This window comes from Pseudoneobacillus rhizosphaerae, from assembly GCF_917563885.1.
In the GTDB taxonomy this organism is placed as follows: domain Bacteria; phylum Bacillota; class Bacilli; order Bacillales; family Cytobacillaceae; genus Pseudoneobacillus; species Pseudoneobacillus rhizosphaerae.
Window position 1 is genome coordinate 140,325 of the sequence record NZ_CAKJTG010000004.1, and the last position, 12,643, is coordinate 152,967.

Consider the following 12,643-nt stretch of genomic DNA (forward strand, 5'->3'; position numbering starts at 1 on the left):
CAATACATTTTATGGTATTTAATGTTAAAATCAATTACTCTTCCTCCGCTACTTCTTCATACGCCGAAGGGTCTATAAAAAAGTCGTATAATAAATAGATAATCAAACCAATAGCTGTTATCAAGAATCCCCAACCAAGTATGATCTGGTCAATTACTAAATAGTTGTTACATAATGGATTCGGTGCATTGATATACAAGTAGCCTATACCAATAAAGGCAACAGTAAAAAAGATAATAACAGAATTCTTCCCAATCGAACTAAGCTTCTTCCAACTATCCATTAAGGGAATCCCTGCTAAAAAAGGTAAACTGATAAATTTAAAAATTTCCACACTCTGGCTCGTTAAGGCCTCATCCATCGTTCTCGGCATCATCCAGTACGACACGATAATGATAAATAAAACAATTCCAGGAAAACCATTTTCATTCCATTTTTCAAAAAATCTAGGATACCGCTCTTGAAAGAACCGGGCCATAATCATTCCTATGATAACTAGCATCGGCATCTGCATATGCATATGAATGATCATCACGGATTCCATTAAATTAGCAACAGGAGGGAGTATTAACGATATTAGCAGCAATAAGCCATAAACCAATCGATTCATACGATTACTCCCCCACTTCTTCATCAAGAATATTTACAATCTTCGAAGCCGCTTCATCAACCTTCGTGTAATCCAATACATCTTCTAATTTACCTTTTTTATCCACTAAATAAAAGGCAGAATTATGCGCGAAATTTCCATTCCCATCAGGAATGACGATTACCCCAAACTTCTTTAGCAATGAATCTAATTCTGATTGGTTTGAAATCCTTGCCATTCGCCATGTTTCCCCATCACTATTAAAATAGTCTTTATAACTGTTTAATCTAGCTGGGGTATCTCGCTCTGGATCAAAACTAATACTTAAAAAGACTATTTCTTTTCCTCTATATTTACTAGGCAACAAATCATATACTTGGCCCATGTTATGTTCTAATTGAAGGCAAACGGTTGTACAGGAGGTGTACATAAAAGTAATCAATACATATTTATCTTCTAACTCTGATATTGGATATTTTCGCCCACTGCTATCCTCTAAGGTTACATCTGGGAATTTAGGTTTATCCTCAATTAACTTATTTACTCTAGCTGTTTCTGCTGTATAGGCAGTAAAACCATCCGTACCGATAAAAAATAACACACATCCAAACAATAAAACGATTGCTATTGAAATAACGTTATTTTTATTTTTGATCATTGAGATCACTTCCCAAAATGATTTTTATCCTTAATATATTACAAAGAGATAGCCCCACTTTATGAGCTATCTCTTTTTTAAAAGATTGATGTCTAGCTCCAGCGGCTAGCCCCTGATGGTCTAAACGCTTTCGCTTTTCTAATTAATTACCAAGTCTTAAACGGTGGTGATCCTGGAGGTGCATTTACAATCATATCAACTATTGGAATAACATATGCCATTCCGACTACGATGACTGTAAGAACAACCCATAGTCCCCAACGCTCTGTCCAGTATGGAGTTTTTGGAGCATTCTCTTCTTCTTCTGCTACAGGGAATTCTGTTTCTCCCTTTGGCGCAAAGAACATCATGTTGAATACTGCGTATACTTGAATAATCACACCAATTGTTAATAATGTAGCACCAATTCCTAACATTGTTAAATATGGGTCCCAACCTAATGTTGATGAGAACTCTCCATATGTTGTATAAGAAGTTCTACGTGGTGCGCCTAATAAACCAACTGTATGCTGAGCACCAGACATCATTATCATAGCAATTGTCCAAATAATCGTTTGAACGATACCTAATTTATTCATTTGAGGTGTTAATACCCGTTTTGAGATATAAGGAATTAACCAATAACTTACTCCGAAGAATGTCATTACTACTGACATACCTAATGTTAAATGGAAATGTCCAACAATCCATAATGTATTATGAACAACTCCGTCTAACTGGTTAGTACTTTGAACGATACCACCAGCACCAGCCGGAGCAAAAGCAGCCATTGCGATAAAAGGAGATAAGAAACGAACATCTCCCCAAGGTAATTTTTTAAACCAACCAAATGCACCTTTTCCACCTTTAGCTCTGCCAGTTCTTTCAAAAGTTCTAAACATAGCATACGCCGTCATTAAAGATGGGAAACCAATTGCTAAACTCATAAATACGTGCATGAACTTGATTTCTGGTGTAATACCAGGATCAATGATTTGGTGATGGAATCCACCAGTAATATTCATGATAACTAAAGGAATTACAACCATACGAGTTAAGAAGTCGTTCCAACGGTATCCACCGATAATTTTCGGGATAATGCAATACCATACAGAAACAGCTGTTAAGTACCAAATATTAACCGCTGTGTGACCAAAAGCCCAAAACAGGGTACGTGCAAGTAATACGTTAATACCATCAGTCCAACCGAGTGTCCAAGGAATAATCATAAAAAGTACTTCTACTGCAACAAAGGCTGTTGCGCCAACTAATAGTACAAATGATCCTGTAGCAAAGAAAGCTAAAATTGGAAGATGCTTTCCTTTGTTATTCTTTCTCCAATTGGCAACTTGGATAAACGCTCCAATTGAAAGTGCCCATACACCCAAAACAATAAATACTAATCCGAAATAAAATACTGGGTGAGCTGCCATTGGCGGATAGAATGTATACATAACTGAAGCTTCATTCAATAATAAAGGGATAAGAACTAATACAAATCCGAAAATTTTAAGCCAAAAACCAATCCAAGCTATCTTTCTTACTTTCGGAAGTAGCCCGCCTAGAGTATGAGAAAGGCCTGCGTAATAGTAACCAATCATAAAGAAAGCCGAAAGCACAACAACCAAAAGCAAACCGTGAGCTGTTAATACTTGATAATAGTTAAGCCAGCTTGGTAATTCTAAAAGACCTGCACGGTTTAACCCTTGTAATAAACCTAATATTCCACCAAGAAATAATGCTATAAATGCAACAGACATATATGCTTTCGTTATTAATGCATCCTGTAGGTTTACACCCAACACTTTATTTGCTTTTTCTTTAAAAACTGTTTTTGCTTTACCCGCTTGTGGTATAACTGTTTCCACTGGTCTTCCCTCCTTATTTAACCGTAATCGTAGTACTCATAACTTGGTGACCTGCACCACAGTATTCATTACACAACACTAAATATTTGCCTGGTTTATCAAACTTTTGAGTAATTTTTGTGATATGTCCTGGCATAACCATCGCATTTAGGTTCGTGTTTGCTACCTGGAAACCGTGGACAACATCTTTTGACGTCATTGTAAAATGTACGGTTGATCCAGCAGGAACTTCGATATTAGCTGGATTAAAGCTGAAAATTTGTAACGTCATAACCACTTCATATTCATTTTCACCAATTTGTTTAATACCAGGTTGGTCAAATGGTGCGGTTTGATCAACTTTTTGTGGATCTATCGTTTCTTTATGACTTGGTGGTCCCATTTCCAAGGCGAATCCTTGATATCCCGTGATAAGCATGAATATCATGATCATACCGAAGCTTAAGCCAAGCCATATTTTTTCATCAAGATGCATTTTCATCTTTATCCCCCCTATACTCTAGCCATAAATAGCCCAAATAGTACAAAATACGTTATAAGAATAACTGCTCCAACTATCCCAACGGAGATCCATGTTCCCATTTTTGAATCGTCTTCTTTTTCACGGTTAACTTTTGTTGCCACTGAAAATCAACCTCCTTTAATGTGATTCATACTTACATAATAGGTGGGAACGATTATCAGCGTAGTGAAGAAAATCACATATATAATGATTTTTCAATCACAGGTATGTGAATTTTTTTCAAATAATTATTGTCATATCATATCAATTCATCATCTAAACCTATATACGGCAACGTTTTCACTATTATCAAACAGTAAACAATGTTATTTACCTATATTTATTTTCGGTCAGTTTTGTCGAAAAGAGCAACCATGACAGTTTTGTGAACAAGATCCGATAGACATGCTCTATCGGACTTTTCCTCTCCTTTGAACGCTCGTATTGTCCGATAGACGTGCTCTATTGGACTTTTCCTCTCTTTTGAACAACCGTATTGTCCTGAAAAATCACTCTATCTAGATCAAAAAAGGCTGTCCCATTATGTTGCCATAAAGGCAAACATAATGGGACAGCCAATATTAAAATATAGGTAATGTTACGATAATCATCGTAAGAAACAATATCGTTATATAATTTACAGAATATAAAAAGTTCCAATGTGCCCATTTAAGATCGTTTTTCATGAAAAAGCCGCTAAAACTTAAAACAATCCAACCAACATTTAGCAAAGTTGCAATAACCAAAAAGGTATTTCCGAGTGGTGCTAAATAAAATGGTAACGGAAGTAAACAAGCAACATATACAACCATTTGTCTTTTGGTCATTTCAAAACCATATACAACTGGAAGCATCGCTACTTTAGCTGCGGAATATTCATTGCATTTCTTCATAGCAATCGCAAAGGTATGCGGCATTTGAAAAACAAATAAAATAAGAAACAGGATGATAGGAACAATATGGAACCCTGGTTCTAATGCTGTCCAACCAATTAACGGTGTTACAGCACCAGATACACTCCCAATTACGGTATTCAAAGTGTATTTACGCTTTGACCACATGGTATACAAGACGACATAAGTAAACCATCCGACAAATGCGTATATTGTTGATTCAACTGTTGTAAACAATAACAGAATAAAACCAACTATAGTAAAGGCAATTCCCATCGTTAACACTGTCTTAAGGGAAATATGACCTGTGACAGTTGGACGATTTTTCGTTCGATCCATCACTGTATCAATATCAACATCGTACCAATTATTAATAATGAGAGCACCAGCCATAACCATTGTACTCCCTAAAATGGAAAACAAAAAGATGTCCCAATGCTCTGCGAAAGAAGCATTTGAAAAATATAACGCTAACCAGAACCCTGTAAACACAGGTAATACATTAGCTATTAAAACAGGCAATTTAAATAGTGATTTTAAGTCCTTGATTAACGTAGAAGTATTCTGTTCGGTCGATAAAGTAACTTTCCTAACCTCCTGTAGTGAAGGTGTCTCTGCTTTACTCATCTAATATCCTCCCCTACGAATTAGTACAAATAATACCTATGTCATAATACTATATTTAAAGGAATCTGTCATGCTTGTTCCCTTATTAGTAATTGTTTACAAAAAAAAGCGACCCCTCAAGGTCTCTATTTTAATACCTTTATATCATTAAATCATAAACCAAGAATCAAGAATATATTTTCCATCACATTCATTGCCACTTTATCGATATAATTATTTTCAAACAAACGTTTGATTAGTTTTACAATTGATACGCTATTTCACTGGATAATTTCTACTAAAACAAAATTCTACATTTTTCTCGTTATATATCGATATAACTTTATACCTATATCCCGGTTTTTACAGCATATTGGGTCACCAAGAAAAGTACCTCGTGACCCGCTTCTTAGATGTAGGACAATGTCACCCTTTCCTACCGCTAGATTGTTTACACCAAAATTCAGACTCTTAGCGAGCCGCGGAAACCTCTAGCAGCATAGTAGGATTCCGCCCCATTGTGGTACACAAAAATAGTGTCGTAGCGTCGATCACAAAAGATCGCTCCACCGAGTTTCCTTATATTAGCAGGTGTTTGCACCCAGCTCGATGTTTTAGTATCAAAATTCCCAAGTTGCTGCAGCTCTCGGTATTGTTCTTCCGTTAAAATTTCAATCCCCATGTCATTTGCCATACCCATAGCGCTATTGTGTGGTTTATGTGCTTTCCTTGATTCCAATGCTTCATGGTCGTAACAAACACTTCTGCGACCTTTAGGACTTTCGGCTGAACAATCATAAAAAATATAATCGCCAGCCTTTTCATCATATGCAATAACATCCGGTTCACCATCAGTTATTTCCATTTCGTTGAGCGACCACAGTTTTTCAGTATTAGTTTCTAACTTTACTTGTACCTTATCCCATTCAAGTCCTTCATGGCGACTCATGTTTTTTTCAAAACGGTCTTTCAATGTTCTGAGTAATACTTCACTTTGTTCAGGTGACAACTTCTTTTTTACATTAACCATAATAAACCTCCTCGTATACATGTTTAGGGGGGACAATGTCACCACTGTCCCAATTTCAATCAGACGTTTGATTAAGATATATGTTCGCTTTTTTCATGAAAAGTAATCGTACCTTGCTATTTCAACTTAATACTCACCACTGCTTCCACATGACTCGTCTGTGGGAACATGTCCACAGGTTGAATATATTCAACCTGATAACTCTTACTTAAGATATCAAGGTCCTTCGCCAATGTGGATGGATTACAAGAAACATAGATTATTTTAGAAGGCTTTACTTGTAAAATGGTTTGTAACAGCTGCCCGTCTAAGCCAGTTCTAGGCGGATCCACGACGACGACATCAGGATGCCAGCCCTTTTTAACCCATTTCGGTAATACCTCTTCCGCTTTTCCTGGAACATATTTTGTATGTGTAAAACCGTGACGTTTGGCGCTTTTCTTTGCATCATCGATGGATTCCGCAATGATGTCCATTCCTCTTACTTCAGCTGCTTGGTCTGCTAACCATAAACCGATAGTACCGACGCCACAATATGCATCCACTACTTTTTCTTTCCCTGTTAGAGCAGCCGCCTTTTTAACTTCATTGTATAGCTTGATTGTTTGCTGTGGATTTAGTTGAAAAAAGGTTCTCGCCGATAGTTCAAATTGTAAATCACCTAATGTTTCTTGAATAAAATCCTCACCGGCCAAACCATATGTTTCTTCTCCAAATATGAGGGAGGTTTTTTGTTCGTTCACATTTTGAACAATCGATTGGACCTGAGGTAATCGTTTTTGGACTGCTTCGATAAATTGATCCTGTTTCGGTAGCTCCTTTTGATTGGTAATCAAGACAACTTGAAGTTCGCCCGTTTGCACGCCGACACGGGTAACGATTGTACGAACGATTCCATTACGAGTTTTTTCATTGTAAATAGGTATTTTTAATTCTTCAAGAATTTGTTTCACTTTAGCTGTTGCTTCATTTGTTTTTGGATGCTGTACCGCACAGTTCTCAATATTGATAAGCTGATGTGAGTTTAAACCATATAAACCAGCTAATACTTTTCCGTCCTTTTGCTTAACCTGAAACTGATTTTTATTTCGGTAACCCCATGGGTCTTCCATGCCTATTGTTTCTCTAATGTTTATCTGGTCAATAGGTAGCTTCGTATGGCGTTCAAGAGATTGAATGATGATATCTCTCTTTTCCTTCAACTGTTGCGGATATGCTAAATGCTGCAGTTGACAACCGCCACATTGGTCATAAACAGGGCAAAGTGGTTGAACACGATGCTCGGATTTTTTTCGGATTTTCTTTATTTTTGCCTCTGCAAATTTCGGATGAATTTTAGTCGCTTCTACAACTACTTCTTCTCCTGGTAAAGCCCCGGGTACAAAGACAACCGTCCTCTTAAAATATCCGACCCCTTCACCATTGATTCCTAACCGTTTAATTGTTAACGGGAAAGTTTGGTTCGGTTCAATTATTACTGTTTGATCTTTTCTCATTTATTTCAACTCCAAGTAAATTTGGGTTTATTCAATACTTCTCCACAAATAGAGGGATGCATAGCTTAAATAAGGTTCCCATGGTTTTTTATATAATTCGATTTCTTCTAGTGTTGGCTTTCGTTCTAATTGATATAACTTTTTTAATGCATTTTGGATACCGATATCTGTTTTTGGAAAGAGATTAGGTTTGCCATAACCAAACATTAAGAGATTTTGGATTGTCCAAGGTCCTACGCCTTTTATTTTAATCAATCGCTCGTAGATTTCTTCCTCAGATAACTCCTTGATGGCATCAAGATTGAGGTCCCCTTTCACGATTGCTTGACTAACCCCAATGACATACTCCGCTTTGCGCCCACTGAATTGCAAGGCTCTTAACTCTTCAACTGCAAGCGTAGCTATTTTTTCAGGAAGAGGGTAAAACCAGACTCCATCCTGTTCAAATCCAAAAGTATGGACAAACCTCTCGGTGAGTTTATGGGCAAAGGCTAGATTAAGCTGTTGGTGAATGATGCATTTCATGAGACAGCTGTAAGGGTCAAAGTCTAGTATAAGCGGAGTGCCGTAATGCGTTTCGAATATCTCCTTAAGAACTGTTTGGCTAAAATGTTGGTGAATGTTTACTAGCTGTGTATTCCATTTTAGGATTTCGGCTACTTTTTCAATGGACCTAGCCTTTAAATTCCCCTTGTTGCTTGACAGTTGAAATTTAGGACTGTCTATCGTTCCTATGCTTTTTATTTCGATAATTATTGGTTCCGCTTCTATCCATAGTGGCATTCTTAATGTAGACGTTACTAGATTGACTGCAGAAAGTGGGTCGAGTGATAATCTATCTAAAACACGATTAAAGTCATAGGGTCCTTCTATTTCTATTATTTCCTGCCACACTACCTTTTCCACCTTTACACATTTTCTCGTATTATAGCATGGTATTAAGGTTTTAATAAAATTCCATGGTGGATGTATTCCAAAAGAACAAAAGAATACTGAAAACCCCGCCTGATAACCTATAACGATCATCAGGCGGGGTCTTTTAATAAAGCATTTCTTCTTTCAACATATGTTTAAACATAAAGTCATCTAAGCTTTTAAATTCATATCCTTGTTTCTTTAAGTCCTTCAGTACCCTCTCTAGTGCATCTGCATTGTCCTTTGAGACTGTATGGAGTAGCATTATCGATCCAGGATGTACTTGGCGCATAATATTGTCGTATGCATATTGTGCACCCTTCTGTTGGTCAGTGTACCAATCGACAAATGCAAGCGACCAAAACACATGAGTATATCCGGCATCCTTTGCTAAAGCCATTGTTCTTTCGCTAAAGACACCTCTTGGTGGTCGAAGGTATGCCATATTTTTCTTTCCAGTTAGTACTTCGGTTTCAGCACGAACCTTTTCGAGTTCTTCTTTTAAACGTTGATCACTAACTTGAGTCAGGTCAGGGTGGTGCCACGAGTGATTTCCAACAATATGACCTTCTTTTGCCATTCGCAAAACTAATTCTGACGCCGTGTTAAGATAATGACCCGTGACAAAAAATGTTGCAGGAACCTGTTCTTTTTTCAAAATGTCAAGAATTTGTGCAGTATAACCATTTTCATATCCATTATCAAAGGTTAAGTAAAGATACTTTTTACTAGCATCCCCTTTGTAAATGGCACCATGTTTTTCAATAATATTTTCAAGTGGCTTACCTGCATCGGCGGGTTGGCCATCTTTTCCTTTCTTGAAGCCCCAATTAATCGGTGAATTAGAAAAATCAGCATGCGCCACATTAGTACTTGTTATTAAAAAAACAATTCCTAAAAGGGTGAACAACTTTTTCAACAAAATAACTCCTCCCAACACATTTTTGTTTATTATTTGTAATAGTGGTGGGAAGCATGAGTGCCAGGAGTCATCCAATATTTGGACAACGCCTGGCACCCATTGTTTTATTTAAAAACCTTTTCTTTAAATTGCTCTAGTTTTTCCAAAGATGATTGGTCAACATCTGCATGTAAGCTGTTTCCGTGTGAATCCATTGTCACAACCGCCGTGAAGCCTTCAACCTTTAAATGCCACATTGCTTCTGGTATTCCAAATTGCATTAAGTCGACGCCCTCTACTGATTTAATACAATCTGCATAGTATTGAGCTGCTCCACCGATTGCATTTAAGTACACTCCACCATGTTCTTGAAGAGCAGCGAGCGTTTTAGGACCCATTCCACCTTTACCAATAACCGCACGGATACCGAACCGTTTCATAATGTCCCCTTGGTAAGGCTCCTCACGGATACTTGTAGTTGGACCAGCTGCTTTTACATGCCAATTACCGTCTTGATCCTTCAACATAACTGGTCCACAATGATAAATCACTTGGCCATTTAAATCGACAGGTGAATCGTTTTCAGACAAGTATTTATGAATCGCATCACGACCTGTGTACATCATACCGTTAATTTGAACAACATCACCCACTTTTAACTCACGGATTTGCTCCTCTGTAATTGGAGCTTGAAGTGTAACCACTTTTTGTTCGGTTGCACTTTCCTCTTCCACTTCTTTTGAAAAATCAATTAGCTCCCCTTCTTGGTACATCCAGTCATTGATTTCTCCTGTTTCTGGATTTATAGCAACACCAAGACGGCGGTATGCCCAGCAGTTATACGCAACAGACACAAAGAAACTCGCTGGTATACGGTTAATAACCCCAACCTTACAGCCTAGTAGCGTTGTCTCCCCACCAAAGCCCATTGTTCCAATCCCAAGCTTATTGGCATTTTCCATTACATAATCTTCAAGCTGTTTTAGTTCTTCAATTGGATTTTCATCGTCTACAGAGCGGAATAATTGATCCTTCGCCAGTTCATAACCAGATGTACGATCTCCACCAATTCCGACTCCTATAAATCCAGCACTACAGCCTTGTCCTTGAGCTTGGTAAACCGAGTGCATGATACATTTACGGATACCATCTAAATCACGCCCTGCGCGACCAAGACCTTCTAGTTCACACGGTAAGCTATATTGAATGTTTTTATTTTCACAACCGCCACCCTTTAAAATTAAGCGTGCGTCGATATAATCCTTTTCCCACTGCTCGAATTTAATGACAGGAGTGCCTGCCCCAAGATTGTCACCGCTATTATCTCCAGTAAGTGAATCTACAGAGTTGGGACGTAGTTTGCCATCTTTAGTGGCATCCGCAATCGCCGCATAAATGGCTTTCTTCATTTCAAGTTGATTTGCTCCAACAGGTGTTTTAATTTTAAAAGTAGGTAGTCCAGTATCCTGGCAAATTGGTGAAACTTGTTCATCAGCCATTGTAATATTATTTGTGATAGTCGCTAAGCTCATTGCTGCTCTCGTTCCAGCGTTTTCTCTAGCTTTCGCAGCCTTAATTGCGCGACGAACGTCTCTTGGCAGCTTTGTAGAAGTCTCAACAACTAGCTTGTACATACTCTCTTGGAATTTCTCCATTGTCATGTTTCGTTTCCCCCTTTAGCGTGAATCCCCTCAGATACCACTTTTTTTATAAAATCACATCAATTTACACCGTTTATTATACTCCTCCCACAATTTTATTTAAAGAATATGCTTTGTGAAAGCTCAATTTTGATTTTAGGAAGAAAAAGTAAAATATTCCCGAACAGAGTTGAAAAGTGGCCTATTAGAGGTAAAACGATTCCATTATGAACAACTCTGCGCATAAAAGTCGAAAGCCCGCTCATAAAAATCGCAAACCCCGTATAAGTTGAGGCTAAAAATCACCGTTTACAGCAAAAACGCGAGTAAACATACAAAATATAGTTGTAGTCTTATTAATTTATTCCAAAAACAACAATTCTGTTTAACGAAACCAAAGAATAAGAAGTGCACCGTTTAAAAAAGTTGAATTTTCCAAAAGAAAAGAGCCCTACGTAATTGTGTGGGCTCAGCTTTCGTCTCTACCATTAAATTCTTTACATTTCGTTTCCAAGTCGTCAATCATGCTAATCAGGCGATCGATATCTTCTAAATCTACCTCTTCTGGATCGATGGTATCTAGTACGTCAGAAAACATATTTAAACGTTGTTTTAAAAATTGAACTTGTGTGCCTTTTTCTTGAATTGGACTACCCATGCTGTCATCCCCCTTCTTTGCTTGTTTTCATAGTACAGAAAAAATCTAGTTACTGCAATATTTACAAAAAGCCGGAGTAACAACTCCGGCTTTAACCATTATCTTGGACGTTCTGGTGCAACAAACCCAAAGCTAACATGGTCCTGAACTGGAATCCAAGCGCCAATTCCTTGAGAGGTTACATTTTTTACGACAATCATCTTTTTGTTACCTTTTAACATTAGATAAACCTCTCCGTAAGTGACCTTACCTTTTTCATTTACAGCTGGGGCGTAACCATAAAGATAGCCCAACCGATTTGGAGGAATATTATAGATTTGGTTCTTTTTCGTTCCTCCACCCACGACTGTCTCAAATGCAAGTGGTAAATTGGTTTTTTTCATTGCTTTTAACAGCATCATTTTCTTTACATCTTCAGTATTTTGAATTTTCGCAGTTAAGCCACCACGAACAATTTTTTGTGCTTCTTGTACGTAATGGATTTGATAAGGCAGTTTCCCACCACGATTATCAAAATAGTTTGTATTTATTCGTTGATACTCCCAATTTGGCGCGGTTTCTGTTGATTCATAATTGAGAGGCCACTGCCCTAAATAAATGATAGCTCGGTACCCAATCGCAAAAGGTGTACTATTCACACTCGTTTCATTTAACATCCGAATTAAATCTGGGTTTTCGATTTTGACTTTTGAAGAATCTAATAACTTCTGTGTTAAATCACTTGGCTGTAGTAATGGTAAATCTTGTGTTGAATTGGGATACGTATTTTCTTTTGTTATGTTCATAACAGAATTAGGGATCTGGTACTTCGTTGTTGCCTCTTTCGTTCCCTCCCCCAACCCAGGTGTTGCAAATGAAAACATGAGTACAATTCCAATCATTATGGAAGCCATTTTCTTCATAGTTGA

At 37.6% G+C, this 12,643-nt stretch carries 13 protein-coding genes; all 13 read right to left on the minus strand.

The features are described 5' to 3' along the window. Positions 1-34: 34 nt before the first annotated feature. The gene (locus LRP83_RS04365) at positions 35-610 is read right to left on the minus strand and encodes a hypothetical protein (RefSeq protein WP_230495457.1); all 576 of its coding nucleotides are present in this window, start codon (positions 608-610) and stop codon (positions 35-37) included. A 4-nt stretch (positions 611-614) separates the two neighbouring features. Beyond that, the gene (locus tag LRP83_RS04370) at positions 615-1,247 is read right to left on the minus strand and encodes an SCO family protein (protein WP_230495458.1); all 633 of its coding nucleotides are present in this window, start codon (positions 1,245-1,247) and stop codon (positions 615-617) included. A gap of 146 nt (positions 1,248-1,393) precedes the next feature. Then, complete coding sequence (locus LRP83_RS04375) at positions 1,394-3,094, minus strand: cbb3-type cytochrome c oxidase subunit I (RefSeq protein ID WP_230495459.1); 1,701 nt, start codon at positions 3,092-3,094, stop codon at positions 1,394-1,396. 13 nt (positions 3,095-3,107) lie between these two features. After that, a complete protein-coding gene (locus tag LRP83_RS04380; RefSeq protein WP_230495460.1) occupies positions 3,108-3,575 on the minus strand; it encodes a cytochrome c oxidase subunit II in 468 nt (155 codons plus the stop codon). A gap of 11 nt (positions 3,576-3,586) precedes the next feature. Beyond that, entirely contained in the window at positions 3,587-3,718 is a 132-nt protein-coding gene (locus tag LRP83_RS04385) for a cytochrome c oxidase subunit 2A (RefSeq protein WP_230495461.1), read from the minus strand. Between the two features lie 459 nt (positions 3,719-4,177). Continuing rightward, the gene (cyoE, locus tag LRP83_RS04390) at positions 4,178-5,116 is read right to left on the minus strand and encodes a heme o synthase (protein ID WP_230495462.1); all 939 of its coding nucleotides are present in this window, start codon (positions 5,114-5,116) and stop codon (positions 4,178-4,180) included. Positions 5,117-5,558: 442 nt separating this feature from the next. Further along, positions 5,559-6,125, minus strand: coding sequence for a DUF4256 domain-containing protein (locus LRP83_RS04395; RefSeq protein WP_230495463.1), 567 nt, complete (start codon positions 6,123-6,125; stop codon positions 5,559-5,561). Between the two features lie 116 nt (positions 6,126-6,241). After that, positions 6,242-7,621, minus strand: a complete 1,380-nt coding sequence (gene rlmD, locus LRP83_RS04400; protein ID WP_230495464.1) for a 23S rRNA (uracil(1939)-C(5))-methyltransferase RlmD — start codon at positions 7,619-7,621, stop codon at positions 6,242-6,244. A gap of 27 nt (positions 7,622-7,648) precedes the next feature. Further along, positions 7,649-8,515 carry a DNA-3-methyladenine glycosylase family protein gene (locus LRP83_RS04405; RefSeq protein WP_230495465.1) on the minus strand — a complete coding sequence of 289 codons (867 nt, stop codon included), beginning with the start codon at positions 8,513-8,515 and terminating at the stop codon, positions 7,649-7,651. 145 nt (positions 8,516-8,660) lie between these two features. After that, entirely contained in the window at positions 8,661-9,455 is a 795-nt protein-coding gene (gene pdaA / locus LRP83_RS04410; RefSeq protein ID WP_230495566.1) for a delta-lactam-biosynthetic de-N-acetylase, read from the minus strand. Between the two features lie 107 nt (positions 9,456-9,562). Further along, complete coding sequence (locus LRP83_RS04415; RefSeq protein ID WP_290369490.1) at positions 9,563-11,098, minus strand: fumarate hydratase; 1,536 nt, start codon at positions 11,096-11,098, stop codon at positions 9,563-9,565. Between the two features lie 448 nt (positions 11,099-11,546). Beyond that, positions 11,547-11,735: an SE1561 family protein gene (locus LRP83_RS04420; RefSeq protein WP_230495466.1), complete on the minus strand. Its 189-nt coding sequence runs from the start codon at positions 11,733-11,735 to the stop codon at positions 11,547-11,549. A 98-nt stretch (positions 11,736-11,833) separates the two neighbouring features. After that, a complete protein-coding gene (locus LRP83_RS04425) occupies positions 11,834-12,637 on the minus strand; it encodes a YfkD famly protein (protein ID WP_230495467.1) in 804 nt (267 codons plus the stop codon). Positions 12,638-12,643 lie beyond the last annotated feature (6 nt).